Source organism: Afipia massiliensis (assembly GCF_014203115.1).
GTDB lineage: Bacteria > Pseudomonadota > Alphaproteobacteria > Rhizobiales > Xanthobacteraceae > Afipia > Afipia massiliensis.
This window is the reverse complement of sequence record NZ_JACHIJ010000002.1, coordinates 1-21,038: the sequence shown is the minus strand read 5'-3', so window position 1 is coordinate 21,038 and position 21,038 is coordinate 1. Positions and strand designations below refer to the sequence as shown.

Genomic DNA, 21,038 nt, shown 5'->3' with positions numbered 1-21,038 from the left:
TTACGCCTCGATCGCCAACCGCATGCCGTCGTAGCCCACCTCGATACCCGGCGGCAATTTCGCCTTGAGCACGTCATAGTCCAGATCGGAATGCAGGTTCGTCAGCACCGCGCGGCGCGGCTTGAATCTCGCAATCCATGACAGCGCATCGTCAAGGCTGAAATGGCTCGGATGCGGCGCGTAGCGCAGCGCATCGATAATCCACAGATCGAGATTTTCCAGCGCGTGAAAACTCTCGGGTGGAATGTCGTGGAGGTCCGGCGTGTAGGCGGCGGCGCCGATGCGATAACCGAGCGCCGGGATATTGCCGTGCTGGACCTGAAATGCGGTCAGGGCGAGGGAGCCGCCCTTCCCCTCGATGCTCTGCGTTTCTCCGGCCTCGATCGATCGCTTTTCGAGGATCGCCGGATAGTCGCTGCCCGGCGCCTGCTCGAAGCAGTATGAGAAGCGCAGCAGGATATCCTTGCCGGTCGATATATTGAGATAAACTGGAATCCGTTTGCGCTGATGCAGCACGACGGAGCGCAGGTCGTCGATGCCGTGGGTCTGGTCAGCATGCTCATGGGTCAGGAATGTCGCTTCAAGATGATCCACGTTGGCGTCGATCAGCTGCTCGCGCAGATCCGGCGACGTATCGATCAGCACGCGCGTCAGACCGTTCGCGCCCCCCTTCTCGACCAGCAGCGAACAGCGGCGGCGGCGGTTCTTCGGATTGTTGGGATCGCAGGCGCCCCACCCCAGCGCGGGACGCGGCACGCCGGCGGACGATCCGGAGCCAAGGATTGTCAGTATCACCGTCATACGGCTTTTGCGTCCGGGCGCGGCACCTTGTCGAACAACCGGAAGAAGTTTTCCGTGGTCTGCTGCGCGATCTCGTCCTGCGAAACGCCGCGCGTTTCCGCCAGCACCCTGGCGGTCTCGGTCACGAAGGACGGTTCGTTGCGCTTGCCGCGGAATTTCCCCGGCGCGAGATACGGCGCGTCGGTCTCGACCATGATCCGGTCCGCCGGCAACTCGGCCGCGATGTCGCGGATCGCCTGCGAATTCTTGAACGTCAGGATTCCGGTGAAAGAAACCGACAGTCCGAGCGAGACAGCCTTCATTGCGAGCTCGCGGCCGCCGGTGTAGCAATGCAGCACAGCCTTGAACGGCCCCTTTGCGATCTCGTCCTCAAGAATGCGGCCGCAGGCCTCATCCGCTTCGCGGGTGTGGATCACGAGCGGCAGGCCGGTCGCCCGCGCCGCCGCGATGTGTGCACGAAAGCCCCGCTCCTGCGCCTCCGGCGATCCGTCCTTGTAGAAATTGTCCAGCCCCGCTTCGCCCAGCGCCACCACCTTCGGATGTTTCGTCAGCGCGATCAGCTCACTCGAGGTGATGCCGTCTTCTTCGTCGGCATTATGCGGGTGCGTGCCGACCGAACAATAGACGTTCGGAAACCGCGCGGTGATTGCCAGCAGCGCATCGACGCGGCGCACGCGCGTCGAGATCGTGACAATGCGCCCGACACCCGCAGCTTCGGCCCGCGCGACGATGGCGTCGAGATCGTCGGCGAAGTCGGGGAAATCGAGGTGGCAATGGCTATCGACAAGCATCAGGCTTAACTCGGCGCGTCTTCTTTGGGTTCGACGTAACGCGGAAAAATCGGTTCGGGCGGCGGCAATTGCGTGCCCCCCTTGATTCGCGTTCCGAGTGCCGCGAAGTCCCGCGCGTCCGGCGCGACACCGAGAATATCGAGCAGCTTGGCACATGCACCCGGCATCGCGGGCTGAGCGAGGATCGCAATCTGCCGCACAACCTCGGCGGTGACATACAGCACCGTCTGCTGGCGCGCGGGATCCGTCTTGGCGAGCGCCCACGGCGCCTCTCCCGCGAAGTAGCGGTTGGCTTCCGCCACCACAGCCCAGATCGCATTCAGCGCCTGATGGATCTGCTGCGTGCTCATGGCGATGCGCGCCTGCTCGAGCATGCCGTCCGCCATCGCGAGAATGGCCTTGTCGTTGTCGCTGAATTCGCCCGGCACCGGCAGCACGCCCTGATACTGCTTGCCGATCATCGACAGCGAACGCTGTGCCAGATTGCCGAGATCGTTGGCGAGGTCCGCATTGGTGCGTGCGACGATAGCTTCGTGATTGTAGTTGCCGTCCTGACCGAACGGCACTTCGCGGAGGAAGAAGTAGCGAAGCTGATCGACGCCATATGCATCAGCGAGACTGAACGGATCGACCACATTGCCGACCGACTTCGACATTTTCTCGCCGCGGTTGAACAGGAATCCGTGCGCGAACACGCGCTTCTGCACGGGAATGCCCGCCGACATCAGGAATGCCGGCCAGTACACCGCGTGAAAGCGGATGATGTCCTTGCCGATGATGTGAACATCCGCCGGCCAGTAATGCCAGTTCGCGTCGCCCTCGTCCGGAAACCCGACGCCGGTGATGTAGTTGGTCAGCGCATCAACCCAGACATACATCACGTGGCCTTCGTCGTCCGGCACCTTCACGCCCCAGTCGAACGTCGTGCGCGAAATCGACAGGTCCTTCAGCCCGCTTTTGACGAAGCTGATGACTTCGTTCTTGCGCGAGTCCGGTCCGATAAAGTCGGGCTGGTTTTCGTAAAGCGCGAGCAGCTTGTCCTGATAGGCGGAGAGCTTGAAGAAATAGCTCTTCTCCTCGACCCACTCGACCGGCGTGCCTTGCGGGCCGCGACGCACCTGGTCTTCGCCGACGACGGTTTCGTCCTCGGCGTAATAGGCTTCATCGCGCACGGAGTACCAGCCGGCGTAGCTGTCGAGATAGATGTCGTCGTTCGTCGTCATCCGCTTCCAGATTTCCTGCGTCGCCTGATGATGCACGGACTCCGAGGTGCGGATGAAACGGTCGTAGGAAACATTCAGGCGCTGATCCATCTCCATGAAACGCGCGGCGTTGCGCGTCGCAAGATCCATCGGCGTCATGTTTTCCTTCTGCGCCGTCTGGACCATCTTCTGACCGTGCTCGTCGGTGCCGGTGAGGAAGAACACATCCTTGCCGTCGAGACGCTGAAAGCGCGCGAGCGCATCGGTCGCAATCGCCTCATAGGCGTGACCGATGTGCGGCGCGCCGTTCGGGTAAGCGATCGCGGTCGTGATGTAGAACGAATTCTTCGAACGGACATTCGCGGCGCTCTGCGAAGCAGGCGTTTTTGGCTTCGCTGGTTTTGCCGGCGCTTTCTTTGTCACCTGCTTTGCAGGTTGCGCAGTTTTCGCGGTGACTTTCTCCGCAGGCTTTGTGACGGACTTTTTGACGGAGCTCTTCTTGGCGCCGGCTTTTTTGGCTGTAGCTTTCTTGCCTGGGCGCTTTGCGGCCGCTTTCTTCGCAACCTTCTTGGCCGTTTTCTTGACGGCTTTCTTTGTGGTTTTCGTGACAGCTTTCTTGGCCGTCTTTTTGGCGACCGCCTTGCGTCCCTTTTTATTCGGAGAAACCTTCGCGCGCCGGGACGCTACTTTGCCAGCCGTCTTGACTGCTTTCTTTTTCTTCTTCGCGGCGGTTGTCTTGGCTTTGGCCATTACGCTTCCTTAGAATTTCAAACGGCGCCGACGTGCGCGCGATCACTCAAACGGGGGTGCTGCGAAACCGCTGCGATTGTCCAGTTAGCGAGCCTGCGAGCGGGCCGCGGTGGCTTCGGCGAGCATGCCAAATACTGAGAAAACCAACGGTTTCCGCTCCAGATTGAAGCTTTCCGTGTCGCGCGCGGCACTGTTGATCTTTTCCCATACCTCGGCAAGCCGTGCAAGGCGCGGCAGATTTGCGCCAGCATCCGGCGCATGAAGGTGCCCCGTCAGCCAGCGGTCGATGGTGTCGACAAACGCTTTCAATCCAACACGGTCGTTGAGCGGAAGCGCATCGCCGAGAGCATGAAGTGCGCGCTGATCGAGCTGCGGTAGTCGGTTGAGGAGTTCGAGCGTGCGCTGGTGAAGCCCGAGCGATTGCCCTCCGAGCAGCGTTAGCGCGCGGGCAACGCTTCCCTCCGCAGCATCCGCCGCCTCGCCCAGCGCGGGATCGCGGCGAGTTAACCCGCCTGCTTCAGCCGCAGCCTGAACGACCTCGTCGGTTTCCAGCGGCCGCAACGACAGTTTCCGGCACCGCGACTGGATGGTGGCCAGCACACGCGCCGGCGCGTGACTGATCAGCAGGAACAGCGAACGTGCCGGGGGTTCTTCGAGAATCTTGAGCAATGCGTTGGAGGCGTTGGCGTTGAGTTCATCGACAATGTCGACCACGCAGACGCGCCAGCCGCCAACAGATGCCGCAGTCGAACCGAAAAATCCGATGGTTTCGCGCGACTCGTCTACCGTGATGACGGTGCGCATAGTGCCCTTCTCGTTGGCGGTGCGCTCCAGCGTCAGCAACCCGCCGTGACTTCCGTTGGCGACCTGTCGCGCCACAGGATGATCCTGATCGACATAGAGGTTGTCAGCACTCTGAACGGCTTGTGCCGCAGGATCGGAATGGGCCAGCACAAACCGCGCCATGCGATACGCTAGCGTCGCCTTGCCGATGCCTTGCGCACCGCCGATCAACCACGCGTGCGGAATACGTCCGCTGCGATAGGCCGTCAGCAACGTCTGCTCGGCGTCACGATGACCGAACAGCGCGGTTGTTTCACGCGGCGCGGGAACGGCAGTCTCTGGTTCGGATGACTTCGCGCTCATGCCTTGGTGGTCTCGCGAACCGTGGCCACCGTGAACAGATGGTCGCGCAAAGCTTTCCAGACCCGCTCGGCGACGGTCTTGGGATCGGCATTGGCATCCACCAGCGCACAACGCTGCGGATCGCCTTCGGCGATCTTGCGATAGGCATCGCGCAGCTTCTCGTGAAAGCTCACGCCCTCGCCTTCGAACCGATCCGGCACAGCCGTCCCGCGCCGCTTCAGCGCGCGCTCCATGCCGATTGCGACGGGCACGTCCAGAATGATCGTGAGATCAGGTTTGAGATTGCCGATGGTGACGCGCTCCATTGCCCGGATCAATTTCGGATCGACCTTGCCCAATTCGCCCTGATAGACCCGCGTGGAATCCGTGAAGCGGTCGCACAGCACCCACGTTCCCTGCGCCAGCGCCGGTTCGATCACCTGACTGACGTGGTCGTCGCGCGCAGCGGCGAACAGCAGGGATTCCGTTTCGGGACCGAACGCCTTGGCCATGCCGGAGAGCAACAGATGCCGGATGATTTCCGCGCCCGCCGATCCGCCGGGCTCGCGCGTCGTAATCGTCCGCAGCTTGGCGGCGTTGAGGCGATCCGCCAGCAGCTGGATCTGCGTTGATTTGCCGGAGCCCTCACCGCCTTCAAAGGTAATGAAGCGCCCGCGCGGCGGCTGTTTCGGTTTAACGGTGTCAGCCATACTACAGTTTCTCCGCGCCGGCGCGGAACAGGCCGATGACCAGTTCGCTGGCGCCGTCCATCGCGCGGCGGGTGGTTGAACCTGTCGCGACCGGTTCTGCGGCAACAAGCGGAGACTCCATCGCGATGTTGCTGCCGCGCCAGACTTTCAACACGCCGATCCGCTGGCCGGGCTCGACCGGCGCACGCACCGGGCCGGTGTAAACGATGCGCGCCACCAGCTTGTCGGTTCCGTTTCGCTGCACCATGACCTTGATAGGTTCGGGGCTTGCAAGCTTGACCGAACGGCTCTCGCCGCCAAACACGCGCGCGAAACCGACAGCTTGGTTCGCAGCGAACAGTGTCCGCGCCTCAAAATTGCGGAAACCCCATTCGAGCAGTTTTTTGGCTTCTGTCGCACGATCGTCCGGATCCGTCAGGCCGTTGACGACCACGATCAACCGCAGGCCGTTCTGCACGGCGGAGCCGACCATGCCATACCCGCCCTCCTTGGTATGGCCGGTCTTCATACCATCGGCACCTTCGAGCATCGTCAGCAGCGGGTTGCGGTTCTGCTGACGGATTTTGTTCCAGGTGAATTCGCGCTCGCCGAACAGCTTGTACTGATCCGGATAGGTCAGAACGATGTGGCGCGCGAGCATTGCAAGTTCGCGCACGGTCATCTTGTTGCCGGGGTCCGGCAAGCCGCTCGAATTCCCAAAGGTCGATTTCGTCAGCCCAAGTTCGCGCGCGCGTTTGGTCATTCGCTCGGCGAAGGCGGCTTCGGTGTTCGACAGTCCCTCGGCCAGCGCCATGCAGGAATCGTTGCCGCTCTGGATCACGGCGCCACGGAGCAAATCATCGACGCTGACACGGCTGTTGATCGCCGCGAACATGGTTGAGCCACCGGACGGCGCGCCGCCCTTGCGCCAGGTGTTCTCGCTGATCCTGAATTCATCGGTGGGCTTGATCTCGCCCTTCTTGAGCGCGTTGAAGACCACCTCGGCCGTCATCAGCTTCATCATGCTGGACGGCGCGCGTAATTCGTCAGCGTTCTTCTCGAACAGGATGCTGCCGGATTTTGCCTCGATCAGGATCGCGGTCGGCGCATCGATCTCGTATCCATCCTCTTTCTTGGCGCCCTGCACGCTGTTGTTGGCGGCATAGGCCATGCCGCTTAGCGCCACGCCGGCCGTCAGCACAACGGCGACGAGCGGCCAGAACCGCCCAGTCCGACGTCCGCGAATCCGGGATGCTATGAGAATGGCTGCCATGTCGAGATTCCTGAGGATCGCGTTGTAACAGTTGGGCTGGTACCAAACAACGTGTGGCGAGCCGTCACGGCGTGCCTGCAGCTGTCAAAATCCTGAAAAGAGGCAGAAAATCGATGTCGTCATCGCGGATGATCTCAGCCAACGGGATCGAGATTTTTGTGACCGAACAGGGCTCCGGACCGCTCGTGCTGCTCTGCCACGGCTGGCCCGAACTGTCCCATTCATGGCGGCACCAACTCCCCGCCATCGCGGCGGCCGGTTTCCATGTCGTCGCTCCCGACATGCGCGGGTTCGGCCGGACCTCGGCACCTCTGGGCGTCGAGGCCTATTCCATTTTCGATCTGGTCGGCGACATGGTCTCGTTGGTCGCAGCGCTAGGTGAAACCAAGGCGATCATCATCGGCCACGATTGGGGCGCGCCGGTCGCATGGCATGCCGCCCTGTTCAGGCCCGATATATTCACCGCCGTCGGCGGCCTGAGCGTCCCGCCGCCATGGCGAGGGCGCGAGCGGCCGCTGGAGACCCTGGCAAAGAGCGGGGTCAACAACTTCTACTGGCAATATTTCCAGAAGCCGGGTGTGGCGGAAGCCGAGTTCGAACGCGACGTCGATTTCACGATGCGTGCGGTCACCTTCGGCGTCGCCTCGTCCCTGTTCCTGAAAGACGGACAGGGTTTTCTGGGCGATCCTGCAAAGGCGCGACCCCGCCCAGCCTGGGTGAGCGAGCAGGATCTGGCACACGTCGTTGAAACCTATTCACGCACCGGGTTTCGAGGCGGCCTTAACTGGTATCGCAACATCGACCGGAACTGGGATCTGACCGCTCCGTGGCATCGCGCAAAGATCTATCAGCCGTCAATCTTCATCGCCGGTGCAAACGATTCCGTGGTCACTGGTATCATCGGTGGAAAGCGGGTTACCGAGATGGATCGTGTGCTGCCTAACCTGCGACGAAAATTGCTGATCGAAGGTGCCGGTCACTGGATTCAGCAGGAGCGCCCCGACGAGGTCAACGCGGCGCTGGTGGAATTCCTGAACGGCGTACGGGATTAGCCTGTCGACAGCGACTGGTCTCAGTAGAGACCGCGACCCGACATCAGGTTGTTGTTGCTGGTGCGCGGAGCTGCCACAAAGGAAGCGACAGGCTGAGAGGTCTCCTCCCCCTCAGCGTCAGCCTGAATGCTGCGTTCGAAACGCCGTCCGCCCGGCCGCGCGGCGCGTGATGCCGAGACTTCCGACGCGCCGGCTGCCGCAAAATCTTCCTTGGTATGGCCAAGCGTATAGGGACGCCCCGCCGGCAGCGGGATATCGCCCCGTACGACACCGCGTGTCGCCGGAACCTCAGGGATGAAGGCGTTTGCGGAGGCGACCCTGACAGTTGAAGGCGCCGGGGCCGGTTGCCCCGTTCGCAGCGTCGCCATCAACTGGCGGTCGTCCGATCCCTCCAGCGGCGCGCGCCCGACATATTCGACACGAACGCGCCCAACGCCATTCTCACGGAATTCCAAAAGCTTGGCCGCCGTATTTGAGACGTCGATCAAACGATTGCCGTGGTAAGGACCACGGTCGTTGACGCGCACGATTACCGATTTGCCGTTGGCTACATTGGTGACGCGCGCGTAGCTCGGGAGCGGCAGCGTTGGGTGGGCTGCAGTGAGCGACGTCATGTCGAACACCTCGCCGTTGGCCGTCAGGCGGCCGTGGAAAGCATCGCCGTACCAGGAGGCCATGCCTTCGGCGCGATAGTTCGGATCTTCTTCCGGCACATAAGTTTTACCGGCAACGACGTAGGGTTTGCCGACGCGATAGGTGCCGCCGCCCTTGGGAACGGCTTCGCCGAAATCGACCACCCGGGGGCTGCTGGACACGCCGTATTTCGGATCAACACGACTGGAGAGTTTGTTGGACGCGCCGCAATTGGCGACCAGCAGGCACGCGGCTCCGGCCGCTGCGACACGCAGGCCCGCCTTGCCTGATTCCCTGACGCTAATCCCCATAGAACCCCAAATAGCACTTTTTGCGCCGTCTTGCCTACCGGGCATCGCCAGGCCGGACGCTCGCACTTCATACGGCGATTACCTTAACCTATTGCTTCCATGCCCGGAACGGCGAGATACGCGAGGTGGTAAACCAGAGATTGATTTTCCTGGCGCTTACCGTCACCCGTTGCGCAGGCGATCTTCGCGCCCCTCGACCACCTTGGGGCGGTGGAAGCGTCTGAGATCCAACATGAACGGCTGGTTTTCGGTCCTGCTTATCGGCGCGTTTCTGATCGCCGCAGCGGTTGTTCTGATCCGTCGGGCCGTGCGGCGATGGTGGAACTATCTGCTGATCCTGGCGCGGGCCGGATTGCTGTTTCGACCCCTCTACAACCTCGTCAGCGGTGACGTGTCGCGCTACCTGCCTGCGTTCTTCTGGTCGGACGGCAGCGACGGAAAGGACCAGATCATTCTCGCCAGCGTCGCGAGCACATTCCTGCTGCCGCTCGTCGTCTCGGCCCTCATCCTGTTGATCGTGAAGTGGATTGTGGCCATCAGCCGTTCCTGACCGGCCAGAGAGGGACCGTTCGGCAGGCGCACTTTTTTTGCCGCCGGTGTTGCCGGGGCGTGACAGGTGGAGCGGTGATTCTAGATTACAAACGATGGAATTGAATTGTTTCGAACGCAGGACATTTTGATATGAAAAAGCTCCTCCTCGCCACGACAATTCTCGGCGCAGCCATCGCCTCCGCATCCGCCGCTGACATGAGCCGCCCCTACACGAAGGCTCCTGTCTATGTCGCGCCAGTCTACAACTGGACCGGATTCTACGTCGGCGCGCACATCGGCGCAGGTTTTGGCGATGACCGCGACGGCGTTTTCACCGGCGCTCCCGGCCCTGCACCGGCATTCACCAGCAATAACAGCGACGCTGTGTTCCTCGGCGGCGGACAGATCGGCGCTGACTACCAGTTCGCGCCGAACTGGCTGATCGGTATCGAAGGACAAATCTCCGCCCTCGCCAGCAACGACCGCTCGTTCACGGTTGGTGCGATTTCGCTCACCGATCGTACCGAATGGCTCGCTTCGGTCACCGGCCGCCTCGGCTACACTTGGGGTCCGGGCCTGATCTACGCCAAGGGCGGTGTCGCGTTCCGTGACGACAACGGCGTCAGCGTCAGCTTGGCGGGCGTCGCCCAGCCGTTCACCCTGAGCCGCGAGCAGACCGGCTACACTGTCGGCGGCGGCTTGGAGTACATGTTCGCTCCGTCCTGGTCGGCAAAGGTCGAGTACCAGTACTACAACTTCGACCGCACCGACGTGTTATCGCCACTGACATTCACACCCGCGACCGGCGTGTCCTATGAGACCGATATCCACACCGTGAAGGTCGGCCTGAACTACCGCTTCAACTGGGGTAGCCCGGTGGTCGCGAAGTACTAATCTTCGCCACTCCGGTTTTGAGATCAAAGCCCGGCCATCGTGCCGGGCTTTGTTTGCGGTCGGGTCAGCGACAAGGCTGAATGGTCATCAGGGCAGCGGTTTTGGAGGCAATCGCCTCTTTCGCTACCCCGTTCGCTTTGCTAAGTGCTTGGTTTCCAAAGCGCAGGAAGGGTGGCCGAGTGGTTTAAGGCACCGGTCTTGAAAACCGGCGTGCCTGCAAGGGCACCGTGGGTTCGAATCCCACCCCTTCCGCCACGGACGCCCCTCATGCCATTGCAATGATTCAACTATTCCGACTCTAAAATTTTACACCCCTCATTGCAGCCCACATTATCGTCGGGCACTTCCACTTCGCCTGCGTCTTCGTCGTAAATCTCAGTGGCTTCGTCATTGTCTTCGTGCGCAACGGCATGGCCATGGGACCTACTTCTATTTGGCCCCATCGCAGCCCCTGCAATCCTGAAAAAGTGGTCCAAAAGGCAGCGTTCATTTTTCGGAGGCAAAACCTAGCGCGAAGCCTTCCGCCCTCGATGCGTAGCCTCCCGCCGGTCGAATCGCTTCAGGTGGACTTCGGTCAGGTCGGCATTGGGACGCCGGGTCGGGGCAGTTTGCAATTTGTCGTCGGTGGCACCGCGATGCCGGCCAGAACGCGAACGATTTGATCTGCCTGTTAGGCGAGCAAGTTAGTTCTTGTAATTTTTTGCTACGAAATTGCCCTTGTCCCATGCTTCCGCGATGAGAGCTTGTTCGGCTAGGAAAAACTCTCCTCCAAGTGAGCAACCTCGTTTAGGAGTACAAAGCACCTGCTGCATCGCTCGCTCACCAGCCTTCGCATGATCGGAAGACGGATATGGCTCATAGCCTACCGACTGTCCTGACCAAAGAATTTCCCACCGAAACGCGCACTTCGGAAGCGCTCTATTATGGTCATCGCAACGAGTTTGCGGGCTCCTGGAAAATCCTGCTTTTACGACGATTTGGCCGTTGGATTCCTCGCCCAAAAAAGCATTGGTGTCTCCGACTAGCCTCAAAACGTAAAGATGCTTGGGTCCCTCAGATTCTCGAGTAACAAATGGACTTTGGGATACAGGGCCACCCCTGCTCGGAGCGAGGATTTCTTTTGCGCTTCCGGGCTGTGAACCAAAAATCGGATTTTCGCCGTAAACTTGCACTTCTTGAAGGTCAAGTTTTAGAACATTTAGTGCTTCCTGACGAGTAAGAGGTTCGCCGCGTGATCCAATATGCTGCCAAGCACCGCTCGCGGTCGCGCGCGGCGCAAATTCCCTTACATCCACTCGAGATTCAGGAGTCACACGCCAAGCACGAGTTGCCTTCACAGCAAAGTTCCAACGTCCTTTTCGGTTTGGGTCTAGTTCCTTCGCTTTCCAAGCGGCAGGCGACATGAAACTGCTAGTATGGCCCGTTTGATGCGAGCATTGTTGCACGCCGATAATTTTGTGAAGCTCATTCTTAGACGCTTCACCCGCGCCGTAGACCACGACAAGGACTCCGGGCTTGCTCCCTTCGATGAATCCGCGGCGACGACTGTCGTCCGCGAATCCGAGGAGGCCCCATTCTTCGGGCCGGAAGCCGTAGAAGCTCGTCAGCCATACATTCGGTGGATCAGAATAGATGGCTTGCATCGGCGACATCAACTCACCGGGTTCGTGCAGCTCTTCAAAACGTTTAATGCTGCCATAGGAGCTGACGATCAAGCTCGGAGCGGAGATCATCATCTTGTTACCTGGCACGTCCCACCCGTGCACATCGAACATATTCCGAAAGCTGCCATAGAAAGAGTGCGCGACCCGCTGGATCGCTTGAGCATCGCCGCCCTGAGTATACGCATCAGTCACTAAGCAGCTCCCTGCAAAGCAGTTGTCGTTGAGTATTTCCGATTCCAAACAGGCTCAAGATACGGTCTCTTCGGACCATGCTTCGCGGCACCCTAGCCGGAAACCAACACTCCCCGCGTATATACGATTGGTCACCGCATCGAAGAACGACCTAACTTTACCCAAATGAAAGGGGTATCACCTGACTTTAGCTAAAGTGAATTTGCATTTCGTTGTACTGAGCAGATTCGCGTATCACACATTTTTCCTGCGCTTCCTTGCTCCTCTCTTGGAGAACATAGGTGGAAAATGGGTGTCCTTTACTGCGTCAACTGCTTGCTGCAATTCCACCTTGAGAATAGCCGCGTCATTACCGGACAATTTTGAAAGATGGAATATGCAAATTTCTAGACAGTTGACCGCATTCCAAAGTCGATCGGGCCTTGTGCGTTCTGTCTTCCAGAAAAACTCGATTTGCAGATTCTTCGCGCGCAATGATTTCAATATCGACGGCCTTCTCACACCGCCGAGCGTAACACTAGCCGATAATCGACTGCGGTTTGCATCAGAACCTTGCGCCCAATCTGCCGCGTTCTCAAATTGCGCGTCCATTTCATCAGCAAGCTCTGATATTACTTCAAAAGCAGCGGTTACAGCGGCTTCCAATGAATGTGTAAGCAACTCAGACATCATTCAGCGCTCAGACCATTCACGCAGCGGGAAAGCTTAAAGCTGGTCGGGGGCCTCCCTCTTCACTCCCTGTCAGGTTCCACTCATCGATTCACCAACGCAGCGACCTTGGGGTCGTACTTATACTCTGTAATCGTTCCGTCCCTGATGCGTTCAACTGCTTCGTCAATTACGAACACAGGTACAAGAAACCATTCGCGTGGTATCACTAGCTGTCCGAAGCGATCCTTGATCTCGATGTCCAGGCGCGCCGAGTCGAAAACCCGGTGTATCAGGTTCTCAAGGCGCGTGCGGTTGATGTTGAACAGCTCGTAAGTAGCGAGCACGTCAACGTCGGCCATGAGAAACGTCGGATCTTGCCTTGCAGAGGCAATGCGGCGCGCAATGTCGCCGCCAGTGACGCCGATCTTGTGCAGCACATCGCGGTGGGCCGCAACGGTCGGATGGTCAGACTTGCTACGCAGCACGTAGATCGTGCCGCTGGCCAGGTCGCCGTCTTCGCTTTCGCCGGAAAACAGCGGCCCCGCCGTGGGGTCGGTGATGCGCCGGCCCGCCTCATCGCGGTGGAGGGCACGTTGCAACGAGCGCAATAGAACATCGCTCTCGGTGCCGTTGTCGTAGATCACCCGCAACCGGCTATCGCGACGGTCGTACTCGGTCACAAATTCCTTGCCGACTCCCGCGACATAGACGATCTGGCCACCGACGATGAAAAACTCGCCCTCCTTGATCTCGGCCATCGTCTGGAACCGCCGCGTCTGGCGTATGCCGGCATCGAGGTCTTTCTTTACCTGAACGAACAGCGGCTTGAAGTTATCGAAGTCCTTGCAGGGTGTGCGATTGGCGATTTCCTCAGCCGCACGCTTGTCGGCGGCGGTTCGCACATGGCGAAGCTCTGTAATGTCGGACGCGCCACCCACGCCTTCCAGTTCGGCAAGCAATACATCGTCATCCATCGATTCGACTGGCTCGGTGGCCGGCGTCACCGCATCTGCCAAGAGACCCTGCTTGTCGAGCGGAGCGAGAAGCGCACGGCACTCTTCCAGCCCGCGCAACCGGTCGAGCCGTACGGCATAAAGCCGCTCGAAGATGTCGTTGCTCTCGCCATGCGCTGGCGCGCGGCCGTGGACCTCAGCGAAGCGCTGGATTTCTTCAAAGCCCGCGATAATACGTTCCTCGCGTGCGCTACGGCCGCCTTTCTTGTCCGGTGGCGCGAAGTCAGCGAGGTCCGCCGCCAGTTCGTCAAGATCGAGGTCATCCGTCATAGCGGCCCTCCTTCTTGAAACGCATGAACGCCACGGCTCCTTCGGCCATGCGTCTTTCCCAGGGGTCCTGGGCGTCGATGGATGGCAGCCGGCTTCGCTCCTTCTTAAACCGCGACGCGCGGACGGCAAGCTCTTTGGCCTCCACCGGCGTCAGACTTGTGCGCTTGGCGGCGATCGCCGCCCCGACCTGCTTCAGACTTTCCTCGTTCATCGTCTTGGCGAGTATGGCGTAGGCCTCGCCGAACGGGTTGATGCGATCGATAAGGTCGATATCAAGTTCGGTTACACTCAGGGCAAATTTCCGCACGCCATCGATTAAGGCTGTATTGGCTTTTCGCTCAATATCGTTTTCGCTCCCAAGCGCGATCTGCTTGGCCTGCTGCGTTACGTTAAGCGCGGCGATCGCGTGCTGACGCACAGCTTCCTGATCTTCCTCGTCAAGTTCGGGATACTTGTCCTTGATGATCTTCCCCATACGCACTTGGGTCAGCTCCTCGGGAATCAGTTCCTCGTCGAACAGTCCGCGCTCAATGGTGGTTTTGTCCTGAACAAAGGCGGCGATGACTTCATTCAGATCCTCAGTGCAGATGCGTGCGGCTTCCTTGCTCTTGGGTTCTACAAGACCCTTGATCTCGATATGGAACTGCCCGGTCTGTTCATTGAAGCCGACGTTCCCCTTAATTGGGTCGTAGCCGCCCTCGCCATAGTCGAAGCCTTCAACCGGGCCGCTCTGCGGATTCTTCGGCGTAAAGTTGAAGCGTGGCGCGAGCACCTGCTCCATCAACAGGCTGGCGGCAATGGCTTTCAGCGTATCGTTGATGGCCTCGGTGACAGCTTCCTCGGAGGCGTCCGGCTCGGCGATCAGATTAGTGAACCGCGCCCGGGTTTTGCCCGGCGCGTCACGGGTGGCCCGGCCGATGATCTGCACGATCTCGGTAAGGCTCGATCGATATCCGACGGTCAGCGCGTGATCGCACCAAATCCAGTCGAAACCCTCCTTCGCCATGCCGAGCGCGATGATGATGTCCACGTGGTCGCGGTTGTTCTTCTGCGTCGAGTCTTTCAGTGCAGCAGAAACTTTGTCGCGCTTCGCGGGATCATCATCGACCAGATCGGCGATGTGCAGGACGCGACCGTCGGGCCGCTTGACCAACTGGAATCCGGTCGTGGGGTGGACGCCTTGCCACTCGCCCAACGCCTCGATGATGTGTTCCACCTCCCTAATCTTATCTTTCGTGCTTTCGCGCGAATTGACGCTTGGGATGTGGATGATGGTTTTTTCGTTCGGGTCCAGGACACTTAGTATGTCGTCGGCATAGGTCTCGGGGAAGGTACGGGAATAGAAGAAATAGCCGATGTCGAGTTGCTTGAGATATTCGTAGCCATTGAGTTGTTCGTAGTAGGTATAGGTGACACTATCGAACTTCGCCTCGTCGTGGGGGGCGAGCACCGGCACGGCATCGCCCCGAAAGTATGAGCCGGTCATGGCCACGATATGCACCTTGTCGCGGGCGATGAACGCGCCGAGATGCTGGCCGAGCTTGCTGTCGGGGTCGGCGGAAACGTGGTGAAACTCATCCACCGCGATCAGCCGGTTGTCGAACTTCTCGACCCCGAACTTGTCCACGGCGAAGCGGAAGGTCGCGTGGGTGCAGACCAGAACCTTATCATCGCTGTCGAGGAACGCACCGAGGGAATTGACCTTGCCGCCGTTGTCCGAGCCCGGCGCGTCGCAGAGGTTCCATTTGGGCACAACGATCCAATTGGCCGAAAAACCGTATTTGGTCAACGGCTCGTCATGGAAGCTCGCGCCGATGGATTTTTCCGGCACGACGATAATCGCCTGCTCGAGACCCTGATTGGCGAGCTTGTCGAGCGCTATGAACATGAGCGCCCGACTCTTCCCGGAAGCAGGCGGCGACTTGATGAGAAGGTACTGCTCGCCGCGCCGTTCATAAGCGCGCTCCTGCATCGGCCGCATGCCAAGCGCGTTGGCCTTGGTCGATGAACCGTTGCGGGCATAGGAAACCGAAACGGCAGGAATGGTTTTCTTGTCGTCGGTCACGCGCTTGCCCTTGCCCTATTCTTCTTCGCCGCCGTGCTCTTGCCAGCACCAGACGACGCAATCATTTTGGTGTAAAGATCGAACAGCTTTTCCAGTCGCTCCGTGTCATTGCGGAAGCGGCGGCCAATGTAGATACGTTCAAGCACTTCGTCGTTGCGTTCATGCGCCGCACGCAACTCGGCGGGCATATTCTCCGGATCGTAAAGGTCGGCAATCGTCGCCGGGAAATGCGCCTCGCGTGCCAGCAGAATGTCTTCCGCGCAGCGAGTCAGATCAGCCTTGTTTTTTTCGGTGAGCGCAGGGACCGGAAATGTATTCCAACCTAAAGTGCTGCCATAAGAGAAATCGGTTCGTAGTCTGACGCAGACTGCTCCGATCCACGTTCTATGCAATCTCGACGCAAGGAGTGCCACACACCAAATCGGACCGTCGTACATCGCGTAGTTCTTGTCGCCAATAACAGCATCACTCCCAACCAACCCGACAGGCAAGAACTGACGATTTTCCGAACTCACACGAGGAACAACAATGGTCTTCTCTCGACCAATATTCATCTCTCGCATCTGATGGGGTCGAGCTGCCATAGCAACCGTCCCGGCGTCGGTGGACGCTAATCGCATCTGCCTTACACCATCAATCCGTGCGGCGATTAGCGGGAGTGAAAGAGCATCCTGTAAGTTAGAATCGCTGATCCAGAGACAGTACCGCTCGATTCCACGAATGAATTCGGCCGAACCGAAAAACCGCCGGACAAACTCTCGTTTTTGCTCGGTACTCAAGCCTAGCCCCTCCAGATCACTCGGCGATAGGAGGAGATTTCCCCCATCATAGGGGACGTTACCCAGCGTCATCGCGGGCACTTCCGATATGGGCTTGGATGATTTCCCTATCTCAATGTTTTTGCCGGGTATTAAATAAGCATTGATGTTGTCACATTCTATGACGGATACACTCCCGACATCCCCCTCGTTGTAAATCTTGCGCGTGCTAGAGGACGATGAAGACAGTCCGATAATGGAAACAGTCACGCCAGCGTTCTTACTGGCCAGGTTGGACCATTTGAAACTCGGGTACGCAAACTTGATGATACGGCCGTGATCTAAAATCAACGGCCAGAGAATGGACACCTGTTGCCCTTGGCAAATGCTGTTGGTGGAGACGAATGCACTGTCAGACTTTGTACTCTGTGCGTAATCACATGCCTTTATGAACCAACCGGAAACATAGTCCAATGATTTCCATTGGCTACATCGATGAGAAAGTAACTCTCGCAAATCAGATTTCTGGGCTTCATTTTGCTTTTTGTCTCCTACGTAAGGAGGGTTTCCGCAGATGTAAGTCTCCCCGCCTTCGTTCTCAAAATCGATCTGCGTCTGATCTAGTGGCGTTTGGAACAAGTCCTCTGCTTGCAGCTTCACGCCCATTCCGGTCGGCGGACAGATGCTCAACCAATCGAGCCGCAGGGCGTTGCCGCAGGTGATCCAGTTCTGTGCGTCGAGCGGCAGGAAGTCCTGCAACGCCTCCTTCTGGCCACGATAAAGCACGTCACACTGAAACTCCGCGATGATGAGCGCGAGGCGCGCAACTTCGGACGGGAAGTCACGTAGTTCGATGCCGCGAAAATTGGTGAGCGGGATTTCCGTGCGCCGGTCTGGCTCGCCTCGCCGCTTGTTGATCTCGACCTCAATCTCACGCATCGCCTTGTAGGCGATGACAAGAAAATTACCGGAGCCGCAGGCCGGGTCGAACACTCTGATCTTCGCCATGCGATTACGGAGGTTTAGCAGCTTGCGCGAATTGTCGCCCGCTTCTTCAAGGCGGGCCCGCAGATCGTCGAGGAACAGCGGATTGAGAACTTTCAGAATGTTCGGCACGGACGTGTAGTGCATGCCAAGCGCGCCGCGTTCCTCGTCCTCGGCGACAGCTTGGATCATCGACCCGAAGATATCCGGATTGATCTTCGTCCAGTCGAGACTGCCGATATGCAGAAGATAGGCGCGGGCGATCTTGCTGAAATGCGGCGTTTCCACGCTGCCGGAGAACAGTTCGCCATTCACATAGGGAAAGGCGTCGGCCCATCGGGGAATGCCGGCGCTCGCTCGGTCCCCCCGCTTGGTGTTCATGGAGCGGAACAATTCGCCGATCACTTTATGGGTGTCGGACGAGTCCTTGGCGCTCATCCGAGCGATGGTGTCGGTGAATAGGCCGATGCCGTTAAAGATGTCGGTGCGCTCGGCGAAGAAGCAGAAGATCAACCGCGCCATGAAGTGGTTCATGTCGTGGCGTCGGGCCGCGGTACCCCAGTCGGGATTGTCTTTCAGAAGCTCGACATAGAGCCGGTTCATGCGGCTGGTGGCGCGGATGTCAAACGAGCTTTCGCGGACCTGCTTGACGGTGGTGATGCCCGCGAGCGGCAGGAAGAATCCGAAATAGTCGGGAAAATCGGCATAGGCACAGGCGACGGTTTCACCGGTGTCAAAATCCTCTGCCTCGAAGTCCGCGCCGTCGGTAGCGAGGGTAAAACGCGCCTTCGCCTTCGCCGTCGCCGGACTGGCTTTCAGCGCGGCCAGAGTCTTCGTGACCGCGCCCGGCGCGCAGACGGCGATGTGAATGTGGTTCCGTTGCAGGACGCCACCCAGGTCGGAGCTATTCGACGCGCCGGCCCGCAGCTTCTTGATTGTCGTTTCCTTGTTGCCGAAGGCTTGCAGGAACGCGAACGGAAACTCTTCGCCGTCGAAAGGCTGCTCGGCCAGAGCCGATATGGCTTCTTCAATTTCGACGGAGTTCAATTTCAACTCTCGCAACTCCGTGAGACAATTCGCACGAACCATTTCGGAAGTCGTGCGGCAGGAATGTGACACCCATGTTATAATCTGCTAATTGTGCTATGGCTTACATTATATGACCGCGCGATTTTGGTTAGAACTTCGCCAGCGTCGCGACGAGCAATCGCTTCTCTCTGTTGATGCTTCGTCAGCTTTGGCTTGCGACCTAGAACCACCCCCCGCGCTTTTGCTCGCTCTCTCCCTTCTCCTGTTCGTGCACGGATAAGCTCTCGCTCAAACTCAGCCAAGCCACCTAAAACAGTCAACATCAAGCGACCATGAGCTGTCGTAGTGTCAGCCCAGGCATCCCCTAGCGATTTAAATCCAGCGCCTTTCTCGGCAATTGCTGCAAGCACGTTGAGAAGGTCTCGCGTGGATCGCGCCAATCTGTCTAAGCGAGTAACTAGAACGACATCTCCTTTTGAAAGTTCTTTTATCAGCGCAGCAAGCTGCTTGCGATCTGTTCGCGCGCCGCTAACTTTTTCGCGAAATATCTTGGTGCAATTGGCCGCTTGAAGTTGCGTCAATTGCGCAGCTAAAGACTGGACTTCTGTACTAACGCGGGCATATCCAATGACCATCATGCTCTCTTTTTGCACGTATAATATGCACAATTTAAACTCATCAACATCAACGTCAACAGCGCTGTGCGTAATTCATGATTTTCGCACAGCGCCCTTATCTTGGAAGAGGCAGCCTAACGCACGTTGCGCCGCGGCTTATCGTCAACAAAAAGGGCATGGAGCGTGACGCCAAGTGCTTTCGTTACATGCCACAATGTCACGATTGTCGGATTGCGCTGACCTAATTCCAAGCCACTAACATATGCCCGATCCACACCCATACGTTCGGCAAGCGCAGCTTGTGTGAGGCCGGCTGCGATTCGCAGCCTCTTCACATTTCGCCCCACAGTGAGTCGCACATCCTCTGCCATGGACATAATCGGGCAGGACGTGCAATTAATTGCGACGCACTATATTGCTCGCCATAACGCGTTTGCACATTCATCGGAGTGACAGGCATGTCTGCATTGCTGAAATCACCAACTCTCGCGGTCCTAAGTACCGTTGTCATGTTGACCCTGGCACTCCAGCGGGCCGCGCACGGTGAGTCCGCAACCGTCAGCGGCAAAGTTTCATGTGCTGGCAGCTCTGTCGGCATTTCCATTGACATAGACGGCGAGCTAACTGCCGCCACCGCAGAGAGCATAAGAAAGCTGTTTGACGATTTTCATGAGAAAGAGAAGAAAACGAAATCGGGTTTCCAGTGCGATGACAGTGCCACGAAGGAAACTTTGCCAGACCTCAGTGCCTTCGGAACGCATTTTGAGATTAGTAGCCGGGGCGGCAGCATCAATGCTGCGATGGCAATTGGAAGAATGTTTAGAAATGAAGCTGTGTCGATTGGAGTGAACGGCGTTTGTTTTAGCGCATGCGTGCTAGTTTTGGCGGGCGCAGTGGATCGGCACGTTGGCAGTTCAAAAATCGGTATACACAGGCCATATCTTGGAACGACACCAAACACGCCGTTCGACGTAGATCGCCTAACGGAGGCATATAAGCGTGTATTGCAGGATATGCGGAGCTATCTGCGCGAAATGAACGTATCGCAACGGCTCGCTGATGACATGTTAGCTGTCGAACCCGAAAGTAATCGTATCCTAACAACTGAGGAGCTTAAGGGGTACCGATTAACGGGAGTGGATCCAGCAGAACAGCAAAAGAGAGCGGTCGCAAGAGAGGTTAGCGATATTGAGGAGGCAAAACAGTTAAACTTGGATCGCCGAGAATACACCCGACGCAAGTCGATTGGAGCAACCCTATGTCTATTCACAATGTCCGGTGAAGTCGTGACTGATCATCTTGAATACTCCAATTGCCAGAAAAGGGTGTTGGCAACGGGCCAAAGATAATTTGAGGACAACCTGCTTCGGCTTATCCCGTTTCCGTGAAGTTGAGTAAGGGCCAAATCATGGACGATCACGAATGGGAGAAAGGTATGCACGCCTTGGCGGCTGAGCTGGCCAGCAAACCCAACCGAGCCTACCGAACTTGGACATTAAGGATAGATGGCGGCAAGCCTACGTTCGAGTTATCGGAATTTGACGGGATGTTCGACGAGATATTGGACGAAGTCTACGGGGAAGCAGATAAGATCGGGGATTGGAAATAAAATGATTTCTTAGATTGATTGTCGTTAGCTGCGCTCTAGTTTGACCTGCACCCCTGATTGCCCTCGTTTATAAGTAGACTCTGTTCTGGTTTTCGTCCCTGTTTGAACGGTTGGCAAACTCGCTTGGTGTGAGC

Annotated in this window: 19 protein-coding genes and 1 tRNA gene; 6 read left to right on the top strand and 14 right to left on the bottom strand. The window is 58.2% G+C overall.

Annotated elements, in window-relative coordinates; genetic code table 11:
* The 6 genes from HNQ36_RS04785 to HNQ36_RS04760 form a co-directional block, all read right to left on the bottom strand.
* Complete coding sequence (locus tag HNQ36_RS04785) at window positions 1-801, bottom strand: MBL fold metallo-hydrolase (RefSeq protein ID WP_184082815.1); 801 nt, start codon at window positions 799-801, stop codon at window positions 1-3.
* Window positions 798-1,592 (bottom strand): TatD family hydrolase, encoded by a 795-nt coding sequence (locus tag HNQ36_RS04780; RefSeq protein ID WP_184082814.1) that lies wholly within the window; start codon window positions 1,590-1,592, stop codon window positions 798-800. Before HNQ36_RS04780 ends, HNQ36_RS04785 begins: the two co-directional genes overlap by 4 nt.
* 5 nt (window positions 1,593-1,597) lie before the next feature.
* On the bottom strand, window positions 1,598-3,544 hold the full coding sequence (gene metG, locus HNQ36_RS04775) for a methionine--tRNA ligase (protein WP_184082813.1): 1,947 nt from the start codon (window positions 3,542-3,544) through the stop codon (window positions 1,598-1,600).
* A gap of 84 nt (window positions 3,545-3,628) precedes the next feature.
* The gene (locus tag HNQ36_RS04770) at window positions 3,629-4,690 is read right to left on the bottom strand and encodes a DNA polymerase III subunit delta' (protein ID WP_184082812.1); all 1,062 of its coding nucleotides are present in this window, start codon (window positions 4,688-4,690) and stop codon (window positions 3,629-3,631) included.
* Window positions 4,687-5,379: a dTMP kinase gene (gene tmk, locus HNQ36_RS04765; RefSeq protein ID WP_184082811.1), complete on the bottom strand. Its 693-nt coding sequence runs from the start codon at window positions 5,377-5,379 to the stop codon at window positions 4,687-4,689. The genes HNQ36_RS04770 and tmk overlap by 4 nt, the downstream gene beginning before the upstream one ends.
* 1 nt (window position 5,380) lies before the next feature.
* The gene (locus tag HNQ36_RS04760; protein WP_184082810.1) at window positions 5,381-6,631 is read right to left on the bottom strand and encodes a D-alanyl-D-alanine carboxypeptidase family protein; all 1,251 of its coding nucleotides are present in this window, start codon (window positions 6,629-6,631) and stop codon (window positions 5,381-5,383) included.
* 113 nt (window positions 6,632-6,744) lie between these two features.
* On the opposite strand from HNQ36_RS04760, the gene HNQ36_RS04755 reads away from it, so the two are divergent.
* Window positions 6,745-7,683 (top strand): alpha/beta fold hydrolase, encoded by a 939-nt coding sequence (locus HNQ36_RS04755; protein WP_184082809.1) that lies wholly within the window; start codon window positions 6,745-6,747, stop codon window positions 7,681-7,683.
* Window positions 7,684-7,703: 20 nt separating this feature from the next.
* Here HNQ36_RS04755 and HNQ36_RS04750 read toward each other — a convergent pair whose 3' ends face one another.
* The gene (locus tag HNQ36_RS04750; RefSeq protein ID WP_184082808.1) at window positions 7,704-8,627 is read right to left on the bottom strand and encodes a septal ring lytic transglycosylase RlpA family protein; all 924 of its coding nucleotides are present in this window, start codon (window positions 8,625-8,627) and stop codon (window positions 7,704-7,706) included.
* Between the two features lie 232 nt (window positions 8,628-8,859).
* On the opposite strand from HNQ36_RS04750, the gene HNQ36_RS04745 reads away from it, so the two are divergent.
* The 3 genes from HNQ36_RS04745 to HNQ36_RS04735 all read left to right on the top strand — a co-directional run bounded on the left by HNQ36_RS04745 (window position 8,860) and on the right by HNQ36_RS04735 (window position 10,307).
* Window positions 8,860-9,177, top strand: coding sequence for a hypothetical protein (locus HNQ36_RS04745; protein ID WP_184082807.1), 318 nt, complete (start codon window positions 8,860-8,862; stop codon window positions 9,175-9,177).
* Window positions 9,178-9,308: 131 nt separating this feature from the next.
* Entirely contained in the window at window positions 9,309-10,052 is a 744-nt protein-coding gene (locus HNQ36_RS04740) for an outer membrane protein (RefSeq protein WP_184082806.1), read from the top strand.
* A gap of 165 nt (window positions 10,053-10,217) precedes the next feature.
* Window positions 10,218-10,307, top strand: a tRNA-Ser gene (locus HNQ36_RS04735).
* 428 nt (window positions 10,308-10,735) lie between these two features.
* Here the strand turns inward: HNQ36_RS04735 and HNQ36_RS04730 are convergent.
* The 7 genes from HNQ36_RS04730 to HNQ36_RS04700 form a co-directional block, all read right to left on the bottom strand.
* Entirely contained in the window at window positions 10,736-11,908 is a 1,173-nt protein-coding gene (locus HNQ36_RS04730; protein WP_184082805.1) for a hypothetical protein, read from the bottom strand.
* 234 nt (window positions 11,909-12,142) lie between these two features.
* Window positions 12,143-12,580, bottom strand: a complete 438-nt coding sequence (locus tag HNQ36_RS04725) for a hypothetical protein (protein ID WP_210311932.1) — start codon at window positions 12,578-12,580, stop codon at window positions 12,143-12,145.
* An 80-nt stretch (window positions 12,581-12,660) separates the two neighbouring features.
* The gene (locus tag HNQ36_RS04720) at window positions 12,661-13,842 is read right to left on the bottom strand and encodes a GIY-YIG nuclease family protein (protein WP_184082803.1); all 1,182 of its coding nucleotides are present in this window, start codon (window positions 13,840-13,842) and stop codon (window positions 12,661-12,663) included.
* Window positions 13,832-15,907, bottom strand: a complete 2,076-nt coding sequence (locus HNQ36_RS04715) for a DEAD/DEAH box helicase (RefSeq protein ID WP_184082802.1) — start codon at window positions 15,905-15,907, stop codon at window positions 13,832-13,834. The genes HNQ36_RS04720 and HNQ36_RS04715 overlap by 11 nt, the downstream gene beginning before the upstream one ends.
* A complete protein-coding gene (locus HNQ36_RS04710) occupies window positions 15,904-18,696 on the bottom strand; it encodes a class I SAM-dependent DNA methyltransferase (RefSeq protein ID WP_184082801.1) in 2,793 nt (930 codons plus the stop codon). Before HNQ36_RS04710 ends, HNQ36_RS04715 begins: the two co-directional genes overlap by 4 nt.
* Before the next feature lie 77 nt (window positions 18,697-18,773).
* Entirely contained in the window at window positions 18,774-19,316 is a 543-nt protein-coding gene (locus HNQ36_RS04705) for a recombinase family protein (protein WP_246395282.1), read from the bottom strand.
* 113 nt (window positions 19,317-19,429) lie between these two features.
* Window positions 19,430-19,666 carry a helix-turn-helix domain-containing protein gene (locus HNQ36_RS04700; RefSeq protein ID WP_184082800.1) on the bottom strand — a complete coding sequence of 79 codons (237 nt, stop codon included), beginning with the start codon at window positions 19,664-19,666 and terminating at the stop codon, window positions 19,430-19,432.
* Window positions 19,667-19,753: 87 nt separating this feature from the next.
* Here HNQ36_RS04700 and HNQ36_RS04695 point away from each other — a divergent pair, with 87 nt between their 5' ends.
* Window positions 19,754-20,644, top strand: a complete 891-nt coding sequence (locus HNQ36_RS04695) for a COG3904 family protein (protein WP_184082799.1) — start codon at window positions 19,754-19,756, stop codon at window positions 20,642-20,644.
* Between the two features lie 59 nt (window positions 20,645-20,703).
* Complete coding sequence (locus tag HNQ36_RS04690) at window positions 20,704-20,904, top strand: hypothetical protein (protein WP_184082798.1); 201 nt, start codon at window positions 20,704-20,706, stop codon at window positions 20,902-20,904.
* Window positions 20,905-21,038: the final 134 nt, after the last annotated feature.